Below are 18,642 nucleotides of genomic sequence, written 5' to 3'. Positions count from 1 at the left end.
CGCGCCCCCTGGCGGTGGCAGGGTTTCCAGGAGGAGCCGGCGTGACCCGTACCGAGGAGTTCGAACAGCTGCGGCCGCTGCTGTTCTCGATCGCCTACCGGATCCTCGGCAGCGTGAGCGAGGCCGAGGACGCGGTCCAGGAGACCTGGCTGCGCCACGAGGCCTCCCCGACCCGGCCCACATCGACCAAGGCCTACCTCTCGGCCGTGGTGACCCGGATCTCGATCGACGTGCTGCGCTCGGCCCGCGTCCGGCGCGAGGAGTACGTCGGGCCGTGGTTCCCCGAGCCGCTGCTCACCGACCCGTACCAGGACCCGGAGCGCTCGACGGAGCTGGCCGACTCGCTGTCGATGGCGGCCCTGCTCCTGCTCGAGCGGCTCACCCCGCTGGAGCGCGCGGTCTTCGTGCTGCGGGAGGTGTTCGGGTTCGGCTTCCCCGAGGTCGCGTCGGCGGTGGGACGCTCGGAGGCGGCGTGCCGCCAGCTCGCGGTGCGGGCGCGCCGCCACATGGACGCGGGCCGGCCCCGGTTCGAGGCCGACCGCCGCGAGCGCGAGGAACTCGCCGGACGGTTCTTCGACGCCTTCAGGGAAGGGGACGTCGACGGGCTGCGGGAGCTCCTCGCCGCCGACGTGCACATGGTCGGTGACGGCGGCGGCAAGGCACCGCAATGGGCCACTCACTTCATCGGCGCCGAGAACGTGGCCCGGGTGCTCGTCGCACTCGTCCGGCCGTTCGTCCGGATCGGCGGCGTCGTGGAACCGCACCAGGTGAACGGCCAGCCGGGCGCGGTCTTCCGCGACCGGGACGGCAAGGTCATCAACACCTGGGCGCTGGACGTCCTCGACGGGCAGATCCAGACGATCCGCACGGTGATCAACCCCGACAAACTCGGGCACATGGGTCCGGTGGCGGACGCCTGGGCAGTCCTCCGCGAGACAAACCAGGCCCGCCGGGCCGCGGAGTGACCGCAAGAGCCGACTGCGCTCCAGACCCGGGGTGCCGGGCGGGCCGGGAAACCCACCGTGAGCAATCACGGCGTGAACGGCCGGACCGGCTCGACGAAGTGGTGGGGCGGGAAAGCCCGGTTCAACGACGCGAGGTTCGCCGGGGAAGCCTGGTTCAACGGGGTGGAGTTCGTGAGGAACGCCTCGTTCGACAAGGCGAACCGCCCGAAGTGGTGCCGGCCGCGCTGCTGCGGGTGCCGCCGGCGGGGTTCACCGGCTCCGAGCATCCAAGCCCACGAGCAGTGCGCCGGCGGGTACCGATGACGCGACGTGCGCGGCTCGCGCCATTCGCCCGGGCTGGCTGCACACAACGGCGGATTGTGACTCCGGTCCCCAGGCAGTGTGCTTGTCTGATGCGAAGACTTGTGGGTGTGCTCGGGATTTCCACGGCTCTGGTGTTCGGCTGCGCCGGTGTGGCCACCGCCACCGAGTGGGGGTCGATTGGTCCGTACCCGACGCTCGCGGAGTGCGAGATCTCCGAACTGGGGTTCCAGGCCGCCGGCCACGTGACGTCCGGTTGCGGCTATCGCGACCTGGGCAACCCCTGGCAGGACGGCTACTACTTCCTCGCCCAGCGCGTCGACTGAAAGATCGCTCGCGGTACCCCGATCAGCACCGCAGTGGTCAGAAGGGCTGGAACCCGAGGGCGGCGCGGAAGCGGTCCTCGACGAACACGCCGTCGCGGGGCGGAAGAGCGCGAGGCGGCTCAGCCGAGGCTGGTGGCGTATGCCGGTTCACGGTCGACGTGCCCGGGGTCGGTGATCGGGTCGCGATCGCGCGCCGGAAGTCCGGGGCGTGCGGCGGTGGCGGTGTCGAGGAGGCGGTAGGCGGTGATGGTGTCCTCGGCGAGGACCGTGGCCAGGGAGCCGCCGCGGGCCAGGGGAACCAGGGACCACCAGTCGCCGGCCACGGGTTCGAGGGGGTCGTGGCCACCGATGACGAGTTCGGTGGCGATGACGCGGTGACCGGCCAGGTGCGTGGGGCAGGCGTCCAAGCCGAGATCGCCGAGGTCGAGGTGTTGGCGCAGCCGGCGAACGCCAGGTCCTCCGGGGTGGACCGCTTGAGGTGGTGGGCCACCATCAGCATGTCCAAGTGCTCGTCGAAGGTGTTCACGGTGTGCGGCAGGGTCGGGTTGGTCGAGGAGGGCAGCACGTTGTCGTAGGCCACGACGCGGAGGATGTCCGGCGCGTGCCCGCCTCCGGCGCCCTCGGTGTGGAAGGCGTTGACGGAGCGGTTCTTGACGGCGTCCAGAGTGGACTCCAGGAAGCCCGCTTCGTTGAGGGTGTCGGTGTGGATGGCGACCTGCACGCCGCTCTCCCCCGCCACGCTCAATGCCATGTCGAGCGCCGCGGGCGTCGCGCCCCAGTCCTCGTGGATCTTGAACCCGGCGGCGACGGCGCGCAGTTGCTCCCACAGCCCGTCGGGGTGCGCGGTGCTGCCCTTGCCCAGTTGCAGGATGTTCACCGGCAGGCCGTCCACGGCGCCTGGCCCATGACTCGCGGATGACCTTGCCGCCGCCGAAGCTGTTGTGCGGCAGTGCCCGCCGACGTGGAGCGTCGACGGGCTGCAGCTCGTGGAGGCGGGTCGACTCGCGGATACCGCGGGAAGCGGGGATCAGCCGAAGTCGAGGTCGATGACCTGGTAGAAGGCGTTGCCGGTGTCGGCGACCTCCCACACAGCCAGCAGTACCTGCCGGCCGCTGCGTTCGGGCAAGGTGAAGGTGTGCTGGGTCGGGTTCTCGGGCTCGAGGTCGTCGCACTGCCAGAACGGCTGACAGGGCAACTGGACCACGTGGAACGGCTCCGGCTCGAACTGCGCGCGCGACAGGGGCAGGCCGGGATCCCAGTCGGGACGGGTGAGGAAGTAGTTCCACCGCCGCGTCTTGTGCGGCATGCGGAAGTGCCAGCTCACCGTCAGGGACTCCCCTGGGCTCACCTGGTGCGCTTGCCAGTCGGGGCGCGGCTCGTCCAGCATCGCGGCGTAGTCACGGCCCGCGCTGGCGATCCGGCCGTCCGGCGGCGGCGTGGCGCTGACCACGTCCTCGGGTGCGAACGGGTCCTGCAGGCCGGCTTCCGTCGCCGGGAAGAACTTGCCCGCCTCGAGGTCGGCGGCCTGCCAGTCGGTCAGATAGATCGCCGCACGCGACGGCGGGTCGGTCACCGCACCATGCCGTGCGCCACTACGAGTTTCAGTCATGACGTCAGACTAAGAGTGACCAAACAGTCACGATATGCTATCGGGATGCGTCCACTCGCCAGTGTGACGCGGTGTCGCCTATACGGGGCGGCACCCTGTCGTCCACCCGACCGGGGACGACCGATGAGTCCCGGCGGCGCTCGGCTGCAGCCGGACGAGCACGCGGCTTCGTCGTTGCGACGGTCACCGCCCTCACGACGGCGGGTGCTGCGAGCCCTGGCGCACGGTCGTCCAACATCGGACACGAGTACGTAACGGATCGTTGACACGCGCTTGATCGTGATGAATGGTCTACCGAACCAAGGTGCCCAAACGATTTGGCAGGCTGGCGTGAAGCGCATCGGGATCAAGGACGTGGCCGCGGCGGCCGGGGTGTCCGCGACGACGGTCTCCCACATCCTCAACGACGTCGAGGGCAAGCGGATCAACGTCGAGACGCGGGCGACCGTGCTCCGGGTGGCACGCGAGCTGGGCTACCGCCCGAACAGCCTGGCCCGCGGCCTGCGCACGAGCCGCACCTACACGGTGGGTTTCGTCAGCGACGAGATCGCCACGACGCCTCACGCCGGTCAGATCATCCGGGGCGCGCAGGACGCGGGCACCGAGCACGGCCTGCTGCTGCTCATGCTGAACACCGGGGGCAACCCCGAGCTGGAGCGCAAGGCGATAGCGCTGCTGCTCCAGCACGGCGTCGACGGCATCCTCTACGCGTCGATGTACCACCGGGTCGTGCAAGTGCCGCAACAGCTGCGTTCGGTGCCCACCGTCCTGGTCGACGCGAGCGCGGACGACCCGACGGTCCCCTCGATCGTGCCCGACGAGGAACAGGGCGGGTTGACCGCCACCCGGGAACTGCTCGAACACGGCCACCGCAGGATCGGGTTCGTCACCAACATCGATGACATACCCGCCACCAGGGGCAGGCTTGCCGGATACCGGGCCGCGCTGGCCGGAGGGGGCATCGGGTTCGACCCCGCGCTGGTCGTCGCCGACCGCTCCGACGCGCCCGGCGGCTACCGCGCGGCACGGACCCTGCTCTCGTCCGCGCACAGGCCCACCGCGCTGTTCTGCTTCAACGACCGCATGGCGATGGGCGCCTACCGCGCGGCTGCCGAACTCGGCCTCACGGTCCCGACCGACCTGTCCGTGATCGGGTTCGACAACCAGGAACTGATCAGCGAGAACCTGCACCCCGCGCTGACCACCGTCGCCCTGCCCCACTACGACATGGGGGCACGGGCGATCGCCCGGCTCCAGGCCGTCATCGACACATCGGAGACGACGACCGGCCCTGCTCCCCAAGAGGTACTGCGCTGCCCCTTGGTGGCCAGGGATTCGGTCGCTCCGCCGCCCCGGTCTTGACCACCGGAACGGCAGAGCGACTTGGAGGAGGGCGACCGCTGACACCGGTCGCCCGGCGAGAACCCAGCCCAGCACGATGGAGGAACCATGAATGCGAGGACCAGGCGTCTCGCGAGAGCGAGTCTAGCCGTGATCACCGCGACGGCCGCGCTCACGGGCTGCGCCACCGGAGGCGGCGGATCGGGCGGCCAGGGCGGCGCCCTGAAGCTGTGGACCCACAACGCGGGCAACGCCGCCGAGTACGCGGTCGTGGAGAAGATCGTCAACGACTTCAACGCGAGCCAGTCCACCTACAAGGTCGAGATCGAGGCCTTCCCGCAGGGCGCCTACAACGACGCCGTGGTCGCCTCCGCGTCGTCGAAGAAGCTGCCCTGCATCCTCGACGTGGACGGCCCCAACGTGCCCAACTGGGCCTGGGGCGGGTACCTGGCCCCGCTGGAGATCTCCGACGGAGAGGTCCCCGTGGCCGACCAGCTGCCCAGCACCGTCGGCAAGTACCAGGACAAGGTCTACGCCTTCGGCTTCTACGACGTGGCGCTGACCATGTTCGCCCGCAAGTCGGTCCTCGACGAGAACGGCATCCGCATCCCGACCGCCGACCAGCCGTGGACCCGCGCGGAGTTCACCGCCGCGCTGACCGCCCTGAAGGCGACCGGCAAGTTCGAGCACCCGCTGGAGATGGGCACCGGGGGCAGCGGCGAGTGGTGGCCCTACGCGTACTCCCCGCAGTTGCAGAGCTTCGGCGGCGACCTGGTGGACCGCACCACCTACAAGACCGCGGACGGCACGCTCAACGGGCCTGAGGCGCTCGACTGGGCGAAGTGGTTCCGCTCCCTGGTCACCGACGGGTACATGGCCCAGAAGTCGGGCGCCAGCCCCAACGACGACTTCCTCAACGGCAAGTCGGCCATCGAGTGGGACGGTAGCTGGGACGCGGCCAAGAACGTCGAGAAGCTGGGCGACGACCTCGTCATCCTGCCGCCGGTGGACTTCGGCAAGGGGCCGAAGATCGGCGGTGCCTCCTGGCAGTGGGCCATGAGCGCCAACTGCTCGGAACCGGACGGTGCGCGCGCGTACCTGGAGTTCTCCCGCAAGACGAAGTACTTCACGGAGTACGCCAAGGCGACCGGCACCATTCCCGCGACGGACGCCGCCGCCGCGCAGATCCCCGGGTACGAACCCGGTGGCCGGTATGAGCCCCTGGTCCGTGCCGCCAGGGACTTCGCCGTGGTGCGCCCCGTGACGCCCGCGTACCCGTTCATCGCCTCGGTCTTCGAGAAAGCGGCCAAGGACGTCGTCGCGGGCGCCGATCCCGACTCGGCACTGGACGAGGCGGTCAAGCAGATCGACGCCAACCTGAAGATGAACGACTTCTACGCCGGCTGACGGCCCCGCCACGCCCGCCTGGTGGTGGCCTGATCGTCTCCACCAGGCGCGCCCGTTCCTCCTCCGGAGGTCTCGTTGACCGCCGCTGTCCCCCTCCGCGCGCGCTTGCGACGCGCGCACAGCACCACGCAGACCGGCGCCCGCCGCCGGGAGGGCATCATCGCCGTCGGCATGGCCGCCCCCGCGGTCCTGCTGCTGTTCGTCTTCGTCGTGATCCCGATCGGCCTGGCGTTCGTGCTGGCCTTCACCAGTGCCCGCCTGGTCTCACCCACGCCCGCCCGCTTCGTCGGCCTGCGCAACTTCGCCATGCTGGCGGAAGATCCGGTGTTCCTCCGCTCCGTGCTCAACACGTTCGTCTTCGCCGCCGTCGTGGTGCCCCTCCAGGCAGGTGTCGCCCTCGGGCTGGCCCTGCTGATCAACGCGCGCTTCCGGGGCACCGACTTCTTCCGCACCGTCTACTTCATCCCGGTGGTCACCTCCATGGTGGTGGTGTCGATCGTGTGGACGTTGCTGTACCAGAAGGACGGTCTGCTCAACCGGGTCATCGAGGCGGTCACGTTCGGGCAGGTCGAAGGGCCCGACTGGTTGAACGACCCGTCGACCTCGCTGGCGGCGATCGTGTTCATGTCCGTCTGGCAGGGCGCCGGCTTCCACATGATCATCTGGCTGGCGGGACTCCAGACCATCCCCGCCGACCTGTACGAGGCCGCCTCCATCGACGGCGTGAGCCGGTGGACGCGGTTCCGGTACGTGACCTGGCCGGGGCTGCGGGCGACCCGCACGTTCGTGCTGATCACCATCACCATCGCCGCGTTCAGCCTGTTCACCCAGGTCAACGTGATGACCCAGGGCGGCCCGCTGGACTCGACCACCACCGTGGTCTACCAGGCCGTGCGCAGCGGGTACCAGCAACAGCAGACCGCGTACGCCTCCGCGATCTCGCTGGTGTTCTTCGTGCTGGTGCTGATCGTCTCGCTCGTCCAGCGCTACCTCACCAGGGAGAAGGACTGACATGTCGACCAGGTCGTCCCAGTCGCGTGCGACGTCCGGACCCCCGACCGCGTGGCGGAGGCTGCCGGTCCACGCGGTGCGGGTCGTGCTCGCGTTGTTCTTCGCGTTCCCCGTGGTGTTCATGCTGGTCTCCTCGTTCAAGCCGGACCAGCAGATCTTCGGCGACCTCAGCGGCCCCCGCGCCTTCCTCCCGGTCGGCGACCTCTCCCTGACCAACTACACCGCGGTGTTCGAGCGCGTGCCCGCGCTGCGGTTCCTGCTCAACTCGCTCGCCATCTCGGCGACCACCGTCGTGCTGGGCATCGTGGTGAACAGCCTCGCCGCGTTCGCCCTGTCGAGAATGCGCTGGCCCGGCCGGAAACTCCTGCTCACGCTCATCATCGCCACCCTGATCGTGCCGTTCGAGACCTTCGCGCTGCCCCTGGTCTGGTGGGTCAACGAACTGCCGTGGCTCGAACTGAACGGGTTCGGCCTCACCCTCACCGAGGGCTGGCTGGACACCTACCGGGTGCAGGTCCTGCCCTTCGTCGCGCACGGGTTCTCGATCTTCCTGTTCCACCAGTACTTCCAGAGCATCCCCAAGGAACTCGACGAGGCCGCGCTGATCGACGGCGCGGGGTGGTTCGGCATCTACCGCCGGATCGTCATGCCGCTGTCGGGTCCGGCGATCGCCACCGTGGCGATCCTGACCTTCCTGCCCGCGTGGAACTCCTACCTGTGGCCGCTCATGGTCGTGCAGCAGGAGGAACTCCGCCCGGTCATGGTCGGCATCCAGTACTTCTTCCAGCTCAACCCCTCCTGGGGCGAGATCATGGCGTACTCGTCGATGATCACGGTTCCCGTGCTCGCGCTGTTCCTGGCCTTCCAGCGGTCCTTCATCAACAGCATCGCCTCCAGCGGCGTCAAAGGCTGACCCGCCGACTCCCTTCTCCACTGCCGGCTCCCCGGCGCGGCCCTTCCGATCGAAGGACTCCTTTGTCGACCCCATCTCCCGACACCCACCTGCCCGCGATCCACCTCAGACCCCCGCGGAACTGGATCAACGACCCCAACGGGCTCACCTTCCACGACGGCCACTACCACGTGTTCTTCCAGCACAACCCGAGCGGACCCGACCACGCCGGCATGCACTGGGGGCACTACCGCAGCACCGACCTCGTCACGTGGGAGGAACTGCCGGTGGCGCTGGCACCCACACCCGGTGGCGACGACGCCGACGGCTGCTTCTCCGGCAACGCGATCTCCGACGGGGAACGGGTGCTGGCGTTCTACTCCGCCTACCGGACCGACCGCTGGTGGCAGCCGATCGCGACGGCGGAGTCCCGGGACGGAGGACTCACCTGGCGCAAGCACCCCGGACTGGTGATCCCGAAGCCACCGGACGGCACGTCGATGTACCGCGATCCCTACGTCTGGCGCCAGGGCGACCGGTGGCGGATGCTCGTCGGCGCGAGCGTCACCGGTGAACGCGGCGCGGCGCTGCTGTACGAGTCGTCTGACTTGGAAGACTGGCGGTACCGGGGACCGTTCTTCACCGACGGACCGGACGTGGTCACCGCGGCGGACGGTTGGACCGGGTGGGAGTGCCCCCAGTACGCCACCTTCGGTGACCGCTCGGTGCTGGTCGTCAGCCTGTGGGACGCCGTCGCGGGTCCGCGCAGCACACGTGCCTACGTGGGCGGTGAGCACGAGGACCGGTTCGTCCCCACCCGGCACCAGCCCCTCGACTACGGCCCGGACATGTACGCGCCCGCGTTGCTGCCCGCGCCGGACGGCCGATGGCTGCTGTGGGGGTGGTCCTGGGAAGCCCGCGACGGGCAATGGTCACGTGCGGCGGGGTGGGCGGGGGTCCTCACCGTTCCCCGCGAGGTCTCGCTCACCGACGACGGGAGGGTTCACCAGCAGCCCGCGGTCGAGGTCCTGGGGCACCGGGGCCGCAAACTCGTGCACGCCACCGGTTGGTCCTCCACCGCCGATCTCGGCACGGTCGGCTCGGCTTTCGACCTCACCGCGAGGCTGCGGCCCGGCTCGGGCGCGCCGGGCGGACTGCGCCTGGAGACCACCGACGACGGCGCCGAACACCTCGACATCGTCGTCGACCCGATCGCGGGCGAACTGGTGGTGGATCGCGACAACGCGTCGCTCGACCCCCGCGCCCTGAAAGGCCGCTACCGGATTCCACTGTCCGGGCAGCGGACGGCGGACGGCTCAACGGACGGCTCAGCGGACGGCTCGGTCGACCTCAGGGTGATCGTGGACGGTTCGATCGTGGAGCTGTTCCTCGACAGCGGCGAGGCGTTGACGCTGCGGTGCTACCCCACCGGGCCCGTTCCGTGGCGGTTGCGGACCTTCGGCGCGCCGGACCACATCGTCGACGCCTGGGAGCTGGGCACCAGCGGTCGGCGCAACCGATTCCGCTCCCCCGAACAGAAAGTAGGGCAGCCATGACGAAGAGGTTGATGACCGCCGTGCTTACCGCGGCGGCGCTCGTCGTCTCGACGAGCCCCGTCCTCGCGGCGCCGGCCACCGAGACGTACCGACCGCAGTTCCACTTCACCCCCGAGCGGAACTGGATGAACGACCCGAACGGCCTCGTCCACCACAAGGGCGAGTACCACCTCTTCTACCAGCACAACCCGAACGGCAACTCGTGGGGCGACATGTCGTGGGGTCACGCGGTCAGCCGCGACCTCGTGCACTGGCAGGAGCTTCCCCTCGCGATCGCCCACGACGACACCGAGATGGTGTTCTCCGGCAGCGTGGTCGTCGACCACGCCAACACCTCCGGCTTCGGCACCCCCGACGAACCGGCGATGGTCGCCGTCTACACCAGTTTCTTCAAGGACGGCGGAAAACAGGCCCAATCCCTGGCCTACAGCACCGACCGCGGTCGCACGTGGACGAAGTACGCGGGCAACCCCGTCCTGGACATCGGCTCGACCGAGTTCCGCGACCCGAAGGTGCAGTGGCACGCGCCCACGCAGAGCTGGCTGATGGCCGTGGCCCTGGCCACGGAGCGCAAGATCCGGTTCTACTCGTCGAAGGACCTGAAGACGTGGGAGGCGCTGAGCGACTTCGGCCCGGCGGGCGCGGTCGGGGGCGTGTGGGAGTGCCCGGACCTGTTCCCGCTCAAGGTCGACGGTGACCCCCGCAAGACCAAGTGGGTCCTCGTGGTCAGCATCAACCCCGGCGGGATCGCGGGCGGTTCGGCCACGCAGTACTTCGTCGGCGACTTCGACGGCACCCGCTTCACCGCCGACGACGACGGCAGCTACACCCCGCCTGCCGGCCTGGTGTTCCAGGACTTCGAGTCGTCCTACGGCGGGTGGACCACCACCGGCGGCGCCTTCGGTGACACACCGGCCACCGGCCCGCCGGCGGGGCAGTCCCCCGTGGGCGGTGTCGAGGGAACGGGCTACGCCAACAGCTTCCACGGCGGTGACAGCTCGACCGGCACTCTCACCTCGCCGCCGTTCACGGTGGACGAGCGGTACCTCAACTTCAAGATCGGCGGTGGCAGGCACCCGCACGACCCGGCAGCCGTGACCGGTGACGAGCCGGCGCCTTCGGGCGAAGTCCTGGCCGACTTCGAGGGCGGCGACTACGGGACCTGGACCACCACCGGCGAGGCGTTCGGCACCGCGCCCGCGACCGGCACGCTCCCCGACCAGCAGCAGGTGTCCGGCTGGCAGGGCGGCGGCCTGGTCAACACCTACCTGCGGGGCGACGCCACGGTCGGCACGCTCACCTCACCGGAGTTCACCGTCTCCTCGCCGTACCTGAACTTCCTGATCGGCGGCGGCAACCACCCGGTCACCTCCGTTGCGCCCACCGCCGTGCGGCTGGTCGTGGACGGCGAAGTCGTGCGCAGTGCCACCGGCAAGGACTCCGAGGCGTTGAACTGGGCCTCGTGGGACGTGCGCGAACTCGCCGGCAGGAAGGCGCGCGTCGAAGTCGTGGACGAGAACACCGGCGGCTGGGGACACATCCTGGTCGACCACGTGGTGCTCGCCGACGCCCCCGCCAAGCCGCGCTCCACCGAGACGTCGGTCAACCTCGTGGTCGACGGGAAGGTCGTGCGGACCGCCACCGGTGCGGACGGCGAAACCCTCGACTGGGCGTCGTTCGACCTGCGGGAGTACCACGGCAGGCAGGCGCGGATTTCCGTGGTGGACATGAACACGGCGGGCTGGGGACACGTGATGGTCGACCAGTTCACGTTCGCCGACGCACCCGCGAGGTCCACCGTCGAGCGGGCGGACTGGGTCGACTTCGGCAAGGACTACTACGCCGCGGTGTCGTGGGACGACGTCCCGGACGGCAAGCGCTACATGATCGGGTGGATGAACAACTGGCAGTACGCCGGCAACACCCCGACCTCGCCGTGGCGCAGCGCCCAGAGTGCGCCCAGGCAGGTGGGGCTGCGCACCATCGGAGGTGAGATCCAACTCGTGCAGGAGCCGGTGCACTCCCTGAGCCAACTCCACCGAGGCCGGCCGGTCTTCGTGCAAGGCAGCACCGTCCCCGAGGGCTCGCGATCACTGGACGCCGAGGGGCAGGCACTCGACATCGAGGCGACCTTCTCCCTCCGCGACGCCGAGCGCTTCGGCCTCAAGGTGCGCAGCGGTGCGGGGCAGGAGACGGTGATCGGCTACGACACGACGACCGGTGAGCTGTACGTGGACCGCACGCGGTCCGGGCGCGTGGACTTCAGTCCCGAGTTCCCCGCCGTGCAACGCGCGCCGCTGGCCGCCGTGAACGGGAAGGTGACGCTGCGGGCGTTGGTGGACTGGTCGTCGGTCGAGGTCTTCGGCGGCGCGGGCCAGGCCGTGATCACCAGCCAGGTCTTCCCCGACCCGACCAGCGACGGGGTGGAGGTCTTCGCCGAGGGCGGCAGCGCCCGGGTCGACCGCCTCACCGTCTGGGACATGGGCTCCTACCGGCACTGACCGCACACGGTGGTGGAGCCCGCCGGGCTCCACCACCGTGCCCGGTTTTTCCCCCGAGAGGAGCGGGTAGGCCACGAGAGGCGACGTCGAATTGGAGGAACGACCTGTGACCTCGGGCCGAGACCGATGACCGATCCGGACCACCGCTTCGACGTCGGCATCGGGCAGCGATCCGACGACGCGCCGCCGGCCGCGGTTGCGGTCGGTCTCCTCGCCGACCCGGGTCTGCCCGCGACACTCACCGACCGGCTGCGCGACGCGCTGCCCGAGCGACTCCGCGACGGTGTGACGGACGAGGTCGCCTGGACCGTGGACACGGTGCACGAGCCGTTCGAGGCGATGTACCCGGACTACAGCCCGCTGATCGACAAGGCGCGCGAACACGTCCGCGGCACCGTGTGGGACCTCGTGGTCTGTGTCACCGACCAGCCGATGCAGGACGACTCGACCGTCGTCGTCGCCAGCCTCCACACCGCCGACCGGGTCTCGGTGATCTCGCTGCCCGCGCTCGGCGGGTGGCGTCTGCGCCGCCGGCTGAGCGCGACCGTGGTGGCGATCATCGGCTACTTCACCGCGCAGACCCACGATCCGCGAGAGCCCGTCGCGATCAGCGAGCTACGACGGCGGCTGTCCTCGCGCACCACCTGCGTGCTCGGCGCGGAACCGGGCTCTCCGCACCTCGACGCCCACGCCGACGCCCATGCCGACTCCCGTGTCGAGGTCGTCCGCCCGTTCCGGCGGGCGCTGCCCCGCCTGCTGGCCGGGATGGTCCGCGTCAACCGGCCGTGGCGGTTGCTCCGCGGACTGTCCAGGGCTCTGGCCGGTGCGCTGACCGGCATCGCGTTCGGCGTGCTGTACTCCACCATCTGGACCCTCGGGACCTCGCTCGGCCCGTTGCGACTGGCCGGGGTCACCGTGGCCGCCGTGGCCGCGATGACCGTCTGGGTCATCGTCGGGCACGAGCTGTGGGAACGCGGGCGGCGGACCGACGGCGGCGGCCGTGACCCCCGGGTCCGGTTGCGCAACGCCAGCACGCTCGTCACGGTCACCGTCGGCACCGTCGCGTTCTTCCTCGCCATGCTGACCATCGCCCTCGCCGCCGTGGCACTGGTCATCCCGCCCTCGTACCTGGCCGGCACGCTGGGTCACCCGGTGGGCCCGTCCCACTACCTGGTCCTCGCCCTGATGGCCAGCGTGCTCGGCACGATCGCCGGCGCCGTCGGGTCCGGGCTCGAGGACGACACCACGGTCCGCGAGGCCACCTACGGCTACCGCGAGCAGCAACGCCGGCGTCGGGTCGAGGGGGTAGCCGACAGTGGCACCACAGCCACCAGCCGGTACCGCCGTGACTGAACGGGCCACACGCGTGAGAGGTTCACCGGTACTGCATACGGACGGCGGTGACTGCGCGCCCAACACCGTCACCACCGCTTTTCCCCGTTCGCCCGTATCCGGATCCGCCTCGGGTGGTATCCGCCCTGCGAGGTTTTGCAGACATGGCGCGACTCGTGGTCCTGGTGGGGTTGCAGGCGTCGGGCAAGAGCACCTTCTACGCCCGTCACCTCGCGGCCACCCATGTCCACGTCAGCAAGGACCACTGGCCCAACTCACGCCGACGCGATTCCCGTCAGCAGCGGGTCGTGGCGGCAGCGCTCGGGCACGGGCACTCCGTCGCCGTCGACAACACCAACGCCTCCATCGGGGAGCGAGCGGCCCTGATCGCGCTCGCACGGGCCGCCGGTGTCCCGGTTGTCGGCTACTGGTTCCCGCCCGATCTTTCTGAATCGCTCCAGCGCAACTCCACTCGTGCCGGGCGGGCCCGAGTGCCGGACGTGGGGCTGTTCGCGACGGCGAAACGACTCACACCGCCGACGCGCCAGGAAGGCTTCGACGAGGTGTGCGAAGTGAGGTTCGACGGCGTCGGCGGCTTCACCGTCACGCCGCTGCCTTGATGCGGTCCGCAGTGGGTCATCCGTCGCCCCGTCGACTTCGACATCCGCCAGGAACACCCGCGGGCACGGCGGCACGTGGACGACGGTCCCCCCTCCCGCCGGTCAGCGCCCGCTGGGGTTGGCACGCCTGGTGTCGTCGTCGAACCGGACAGAGGCGATCACCTCGGCCATGTTGGCGTAGTCGACCGGCGGGATCGCCCGAAGCGCCCGCGCCGTCATCTCGTCCCCCAGCTCTTGCGCCGCGTAGATCAACTCGTCCTTGCTGGCGGGGAAGTCGATCTCCTTCAAGCACTGCCGAAGCCGTTCGCGAGTGGTGTACGCGGACATGGCCACCTCCACGTGGTTTGTCGTGCGTTGCCCGTCCTCGGCCGAGCCCCGTGTCGATGCGATTACCCCCACTGCGTCCGGAAAAACGCTGGATGGCGATAACAGGACCTCCTCGGGACCCACCACTCGTCAACGGCATGTGCCAGACCTCGCTGTGCAATAACCCGGTCACTTCAAGTAATCAACCGGGATTGCGCGGAAACCCCCGACAGCCCAACACGAGCCACCGAGGTTCCGGCCGGCACGAAATCCACCCCCGAGCCGGTTCGTACCCTCGTGTGAGCGGAGGGGCCGCCGATACCGATCGGCGGCCCCTCCGGTGTTCAGCAGCCGCCGGGCAGTCCGCCCGTCGGGTCGCCCGGAGTCGTGCCGGGGCCGTTCGGATCGCCTGGATCGCCGGGGATCGTGCCGGGGTAGTCGGTCGCGCGGACGAAGTTCAGGTGCTCGGCGAACCCGCCGTGCCCGGCGGACCGGGGTTCTTCGGCTGAAAGTCCCGCTCAGCAAGGACCGCGGTGATCCTGACGTCAGAGAAGTCCCCGTCGATAGGCGGCCACCAGTCGGCGGGGCACCGTCAGCTTGCGGCCGTCGAGGGTGGTCACCGGGACGAGGTCCGGTGGCGTGGCCTTCCACTGCGCGCGGCGGTGGCGGGTGTTGCTGCGCGAGGTCTTGCGCTTGGGCACGGCCATCAGGTGGTCCTCTTCCCGTAGCGGCGGTTGAACTTCTCCACCCGGCCGGCGGTGTCCACCAGTCGCTGGGTGCCCGTCCAGAACGGGTGGGAGTCCGAGGTCATGTCGACGGTGATCAGCGGGTAGGTGTTGCCGTCCTCCCAGTCGACGGTCTTGTTCGACGTGGCCGTGGACCGGGTGAGGAACGCCTTCCCGGTCGACAGGTCCTGGAAGACCACCGGGTGGTAGTCGGGGTGGATGCCCTGCTTCACAACTCCTCCATCTGGTCGTGCCACTCGGCGAAGGGGTCGACGAACTCGAGTTCGTCGATCAACGCCAATTCCTCGTCGGTCACCAACGCCTCGCGCAGTGCCGTCGTGATCTCGTCCGGCGAGGCGGACTCGGTGATCACCACCAGTTCCTGCGACCGGTCGCCGTAGTCCGGGTCCCACAGGGCCGCCGCCGTCGCCCGCCGCTCGGCGTCGACCTCGGACCAGTCCTCCACGGCGGCGAGCCACGGGCCGAGACTTCCCACGTTCAGGGCGCCGCCGGCGGACTCCAGCCACAGCGCGACATCCGGTTGGCCGGCGACCCACAGCCGGCCACGGGTGCGCACGACACCGTCGAGCAGGACGTCCACGGCCTTGTGCAACCGCATCGGGTGGAACGGCCGCCGTTCCGTGAAGTGGACGACGGACACGCCGTGCGCCGGTTCCAGCGGCGGCTGCCCGTGCAGCAAAGGCCCGAACCCGTCGTCCACGCGACCCCTGCGCGCGTCGGTCGGGATCGCCGCGAGCAGGGCCGCCACGTCCAGCGTGTTCAGCTCGTGCCGCGGCGCGAGTGGCGCCAACCGGTCGAGCACCGCGTCCAGCACCTCACCGCCGCCGACACCGGTCATCACCAGCGCGTCGGCGAACTCGGCCTGCCCCACGACGACCTGCGCCACGGTGCGCTCATCGCCCTCGGCCGCCGCCATGCCGCGCTCGGCCAGCGTGACGCCGCCCGTCGCGTCGGCCAACCACGTCGTCCGGTCGACCACCGTGATCACGGCTTCGACCCGGACGTCGAGGCCGCGCAGCGCGAAGCAGACGGCTTCCGGCTCCAGCGCCGGGTCCAGGTGCACGACCACCCGACCGCCCAGCCGCTTCAGCAACGGCAGGAGGTCCAGGCGCAGGGTGCACGAGACGCAGCCGTGCGCGAGTTCCAGCACGGTCAGCCTGCCGTCGACCCAGCGGCGCACCACGCCCTCGGCGAGGCCGCTCAGGTCGTGGCGGACCAGCACCGAGCCCGGCGACGCGCGCCAGAGCTCGTCGGCGACGTCGTGGTGTGCGAGCCCGGCCACCAGTACGACCTCGGTTCCCATGTGCTGTAGCGTAACTGGAAATGATTGTCGTTACAAAACGGGAGGTCGCGTGTCCTCGCACCACTGCCGGTTGACCGGCCGCAAACCCGGCTTCGGCGAGCAGGTCCCGCACTCGCACCGGCGCGGCATCGAGTCGGTCGTCGCGGCGCTGCGCGCGAGCGGGGAGAAGGTCTGATGGGCAAGGCCAACGACGTGCGGCCGATCATCAAGCTCCGCTCCACGGCGGGCACCGGCTACACCTACGTGACCCGCAAGAACCGCCGAAACGATCCGGATCGAATGGTGCTGCGCAAGTTCGACCCGGTGGTCCGCAAGCACGTCGACTTCCGAGAGGAGCGCTGAGACGTGGCGAAGAAGTCGAAGATCGCCCGCGACCAGCAGCGCAGGCAGGTCGTCGCCCGGTACGCCGAGCGGAGGCAGGAGCTCAAGGAGATCATCCGGCTCGACCCCGAGCGGCGGGCGGAGGCCCAGCGGGCACTGCGGAAGCTGCCTCGCGACGCCAGTCCCACCAGGTTGCGCAACCGCGATGCCGTGGACGGCCGCCCCAGGGCTTTCAACCGCGCGTTCGGCCTGTCCCGCATCCGACTGCGTGAGATGGCGCACCGCGGCGAGCTGCCCGGCGTGACCAAGTCGAGTTGGTGAGCCGGGTGCCCAAAATCGAGCGTGCCCCGAAGCGCCGGGTCAACCAGTTGCGCAAAGAGGGCGTGACCACAGTGGACTGGAAAGACGTGACGCTGCTGCGGAAGTTCATCTCCGACCGCGGCAAGATCCGCTCCCGCCGCGTCACCGGCCTGACGCCGCAACAACAACGCCAGGTCGCCACCGCGATCAAGAACGCACGAGAGATGGCACTACTGCCCTACCCCAGCCAAGGACGTTGACCGGACGGGCCGCCGCCACCGGCGGCCCGCATCCGCCACCGTCCCCCCACCGAGATTGATGATCATGTCTGTTGCGCCCACTCCCCCGCGCGTACCCGTCACCGTGCTGTCCGGCTTCCTCGGCGCGGGCAAGACCACCCTGCTCAACCACGTGCCGGCCAACCGGGAAGGACGCCGGGTGGCCGTGGTGGTCAACGACATGAGCGAGGTCAACATCGACGCCGCCCTGGTGTCCGGACGCGGCGGTGAACGGCTGGTGGAGCTGACCAACGGGTGCATCTGCTGCACGTTGCGCGAAGACCTGCTGGACAGCGTCGGGGCCCTGGCTCGCGAAGGCCGGTTCGACACGATCCTGATCGAGTCGACCGGGATCTCCGAGCCGATGCCGGTGGCCGCGACCTTCGAGTGGACGTTCGAGGACGGCACCAGCCTGTCCGACCACGCCCGCCTGGACACGATGGTCACCGTCGTCGACGCCTCCGGGTTCCTCACCGAGCTGGAACGGGGCGACCGGCTCGACGAACGCGCCCTGGCCGCGGCCGAGGGGGACGAACGGGGCATCTCGGACCTGTTGGTGGACCAGGTGGAGTTCGCCGACGTGCTGGTGCTCAACAAGACCGACCTGGCCACACCGGAGCAGTTGGCGGTGGTGGAGGGGCTGTTGGGCAAGCTCAACCCGAGCGCCCGGCTGATCCGGTCGCACCGCGGCGTGGTGGACCTGGCCGAGGTGCTCGACACCGGCCGCTACGACCCCGTCACCGCCGCCACGTCACCGGGATGGGCCGAGGAGCTGGCGGGGTCGCACGTGCCGGAGACCGAGGAGTACGGCATCCGCTCGGTCACCTACCGCGCCGACCGCCCGTTCCACCCCGCCCGGCTGGCCGCCGCGTTGGAGGACTGGCAGGGCGTCGTGCGCAGCAAGGGTTTCTGCCACATCGCCAGCCGCCCGCACACCCTCGCCGTGTGGTCCCAGGCCGGGCCGAACCTGACCATCGAGCCGGGCGAACTGCTCGACGGCCACACCGCCCGCCAGGAGCTGGTGTTCATCGGCGTCGACCTCGACCGCGACGAACCGCGCCGCAGGCTCGACCCCGCCCTGCTCACCGACGCCGAACTGGCGGCGGGTCCGGCCGCGTGGCGACGGTTCGACGACCCCCTGCCCTCGTGGGACGACCTCGAACCCCACCTGCACGAGCACCCGTTCCCCGCGCCACGCTGGTCGGTGGAGCACTGATGCGGCGGGGCGACCATTCGACCAACCGGCCCTGCCGATAATGATTATCATCTGCAATCGTGCTTACGGTGTGGACGTCATCGGTGTCACGTTCGAGGACGGCCGCGACGGCACGGTCACCCACCCCGTCGACCGCCCGCCGTCCGCGGTCGTTCTCGACGCCGTGCCGACAACCAAGACCACCGTGCCGTCCAACTCCAGGGACGGATTTGGGACCGCCCCAGGCAGGGGCAGCCGAGCCGTGGCACCGCGTTCACCCCCCCCCGCCGTGGCCACGCGCGCACCCCCCGCCCCCAACCCCCCAGGAAAGCC

Annotated in this window: 21 protein-coding genes and 1 pseudogene; 15 read left to right on the top strand and 7 right to left on the bottom strand. The window is 69.9% G+C overall.

Going from position 1 to position 18,642, the window contains the following annotated elements:
- Window positions 1-41: 41 nt before the first annotated feature.
- Complete coding sequence (locus tag FM051_RS01560) at window positions 42-965, top strand: RNA polymerase sigma-70 factor (protein WP_158839800.1); 924 nt, start codon at window positions 42-44, stop codon at window positions 963-965.
- A gap of 65 nt (window positions 966-1,030) precedes the next feature.
- On the opposite strand, the gene FM051_RS01555 is transcribed toward FM051_RS01560, so the two are convergent.
- Complete coding sequence (locus FM051_RS01555; RefSeq protein WP_158839798.1) at window positions 1,031-1,231, bottom strand: hypothetical protein; 201 nt, start codon at window positions 1,229-1,231, stop codon at window positions 1,031-1,033.
- A 126-nt stretch (window positions 1,232-1,357) separates the two neighbouring features.
- Here FM051_RS01555 and FM051_RS01550 point away from each other — a divergent pair, with 126 nt between their 5' ends.
- The gene (locus tag FM051_RS01550) at window positions 1,358-1,591 is read left to right on the top strand and encodes a hypothetical protein (RefSeq protein ID WP_158839796.1); all 234 of its coding nucleotides are present in this window, start codon (window positions 1,358-1,360) and stop codon (window positions 1,589-1,591) included.
- Window positions 1,592-2,033: 442 nt separating this feature from the next.
- Here the strand turns inward: FM051_RS01550 and FM051_RS51440 are convergent.
- Both FM051_RS51440 and FM051_RS01540 read right to left on the bottom strand, forming a co-directional pair.
- Window positions 2,034-2,486: pseudogene (locus FM051_RS51440) on the bottom strand (amidohydrolase family protein); the annotation flags it as partial.
- 132 nt (window positions 2,487-2,618) lie between these two features.
- Window positions 2,619-3,200, bottom strand: coding sequence for a lytic polysaccharide monooxygenase auxiliary activity family 9 protein (locus FM051_RS01540; protein ID WP_158839792.1), 582 nt, complete (start codon window positions 3,198-3,200; stop codon window positions 2,619-2,621).
- 330 nt (window positions 3,201-3,530) lie between these two features.
- Here FM051_RS01540 and FM051_RS01535 point away from each other — a divergent pair, with 330 nt between their 5' ends.
- From FM051_RS01535 to FM051_RS01500, 8 genes are all read left to right on the top strand, one after another.
- Window positions 3,531-4,562 carry a LacI family DNA-binding transcriptional regulator gene (locus FM051_RS01535; RefSeq protein WP_202918623.1) on the top strand — a complete coding sequence of 344 codons (1,032 nt, stop codon included), beginning with the start codon at window positions 3,531-3,533 and terminating at the stop codon, window positions 4,560-4,562.
- A 129-nt stretch (window positions 4,563-4,691) separates the two neighbouring features.
- Window positions 4,692-5,948 carry an extracellular solute-binding protein gene (locus FM051_RS01530; RefSeq protein WP_238412049.1) on the top strand — a complete coding sequence of 419 codons (1,257 nt, stop codon included), beginning with the start codon at window positions 4,692-4,694 and terminating at the stop codon, window positions 5,946-5,948.
- Between the two features lie 75 nt (window positions 5,949-6,023).
- Window positions 6,024-6,959 carry a carbohydrate ABC transporter permease gene (locus tag FM051_RS01525; RefSeq protein WP_238412047.1) on the top strand — a complete coding sequence of 312 codons (936 nt, stop codon included), beginning with the start codon at window positions 6,024-6,026 and terminating at the stop codon, window positions 6,957-6,959.
- Window position 6,960: 1 nt separating this feature from the next.
- On the top strand, window positions 6,961-7,872 hold the full coding sequence (locus FM051_RS01520; RefSeq protein WP_158839786.1) for a carbohydrate ABC transporter permease: 912 nt from the start codon (window positions 6,961-6,963) through the stop codon (window positions 7,870-7,872).
- A gap of 62 nt (window positions 7,873-7,934) precedes the next feature.
- On the top strand, window positions 7,935-9,407 hold the full coding sequence (locus tag FM051_RS01515) for a glycoside hydrolase family 32 protein (protein ID WP_158839784.1): 1,473 nt from the start codon (window positions 7,935-7,937) through the stop codon (window positions 9,405-9,407).
- Entirely contained in the window at window positions 9,404-11,908 is a 2,505-nt protein-coding gene (locus FM051_RS01510; protein ID WP_158839782.1) for a glycoside hydrolase family 32 protein, read from the top strand. The genes FM051_RS01515 and FM051_RS01510 overlap by 4 nt, the downstream gene beginning before the upstream one ends.
- A 126-nt stretch (window positions 11,909-12,034) precedes the next feature.
- Complete coding sequence (locus FM051_RS01505; protein ID WP_158839780.1) at window positions 12,035-13,261, top strand: hypothetical protein; 1,227 nt, start codon at window positions 12,035-12,037, stop codon at window positions 13,259-13,261.
- 143 nt (window positions 13,262-13,404) lie between these two features.
- Entirely contained in the window at window positions 13,405-13,860 is a 456-nt protein-coding gene (locus FM051_RS01500; RefSeq protein ID WP_158839778.1) for an AAA family ATPase, read from the top strand.
- A gap of 102 nt (window positions 13,861-13,962) precedes the next feature.
- Here FM051_RS01500 and FM051_RS01495 read toward each other — a convergent pair whose 3' ends face one another.
- The 4 genes from FM051_RS01495 to mrf all read right to left on the bottom strand — a co-directional run bounded on the left by FM051_RS01495 (window position 13,963) and on the right by mrf (window position 16,215).
- Window positions 13,963-14,187, bottom strand: coding sequence for a DUF2795 domain-containing protein (locus FM051_RS01495; RefSeq protein ID WP_158839776.1), 225 nt, complete (start codon window positions 14,185-14,187; stop codon window positions 13,963-13,965).
- A gap of 524 nt (window positions 14,188-14,711) precedes the next feature.
- A complete protein-coding gene (rpmF, locus tag FM051_RS01490) occupies window positions 14,712-14,873 on the bottom strand; it encodes a 50S ribosomal protein L32 (protein ID WP_158839774.1) in 162 nt (53 codons plus the stop codon).
- The gene (locus FM051_RS01485) at window positions 14,873-15,124 is read right to left on the bottom strand and encodes a type B 50S ribosomal protein L31 (protein ID WP_158839772.1); all 252 of its coding nucleotides are present in this window, start codon (window positions 15,122-15,124) and stop codon (window positions 14,873-14,875) included. Before FM051_RS01485 ends, rpmF begins: the two co-directional genes overlap by 1 nt.
- Window positions 15,121-16,215 (bottom strand): ribosome hibernation factor-recruiting GTPase MRF, encoded by a 1,095-nt coding sequence (gene mrf / locus FM051_RS01480; RefSeq protein WP_158839770.1) that lies wholly within the window; start codon window positions 16,213-16,215, stop codon window positions 15,121-15,123. Before mrf ends, FM051_RS01485 begins: the two co-directional genes overlap by 4 nt.
- Before the next feature lie 49 nt (window positions 16,216-16,264).
- Between mrf and FM051_RS52995 the strand changes: the two genes are divergently transcribed.
- From FM051_RS52995 to FM051_RS01460, 5 genes are all read left to right on the top strand, one after another.
- Window positions 16,265-16,390, top strand: coding sequence for a large ribosomal subunit protein bL28 (locus FM051_RS52995; protein ID WP_274383424.1), 126 nt, complete (start codon window positions 16,265-16,267; stop codon window positions 16,388-16,390).
- Complete coding sequence (gene rpmG, locus FM051_RS01475) at window positions 16,390-16,557, top strand: 50S ribosomal protein L33 (protein ID WP_158839768.1); 168 nt, start codon at window positions 16,390-16,392, stop codon at window positions 16,555-16,557. Before FM051_RS52995 ends, rpmG begins: the two co-directional genes overlap by 1 nt.
- A gap of 3 nt (window positions 16,558-16,560) precedes the next feature.
- Window positions 16,561-16,857 carry a 30S ribosomal protein S14 gene (rpsN, locus tag FM051_RS01470; RefSeq protein WP_158839766.1) on the top strand — a complete coding sequence of 99 codons (297 nt, stop codon included), beginning with the start codon at window positions 16,561-16,563 and terminating at the stop codon, window positions 16,855-16,857.
- A 5-nt stretch (window positions 16,858-16,862) separates the two neighbouring features.
- Window positions 16,863-17,096 (top strand): 30S ribosomal protein S18, encoded by a 234-nt coding sequence (gene rpsR, locus FM051_RS01465; RefSeq protein WP_158839764.1) that lies wholly within the window; start codon window positions 16,863-16,865, stop codon window positions 17,094-17,096.
- 64 nt (window positions 17,097-17,160) lie between these two features.
- Complete coding sequence (locus FM051_RS01460; RefSeq protein ID WP_158839762.1) at window positions 17,161-18,330, top strand: GTP-binding protein; 1,170 nt, start codon at window positions 17,161-17,163, stop codon at window positions 18,328-18,330.
- Window positions 18,331-18,642 lie beyond the last annotated feature (312 nt).

This window comes from Saccharothrix deserti, assembly GCF_009769385.1.
GTDB classification, from domain to species: Bacteria; Actinomycetota; Actinomycetes; order Mycobacteriales; family Pseudonocardiaceae; genus Actinosynnema; species Actinosynnema deserti.
The sequence above is the reverse complement of the archived record's forward strand: the minus strand, read 5'-3'. Positions and strand labels throughout refer to the sequence as shown.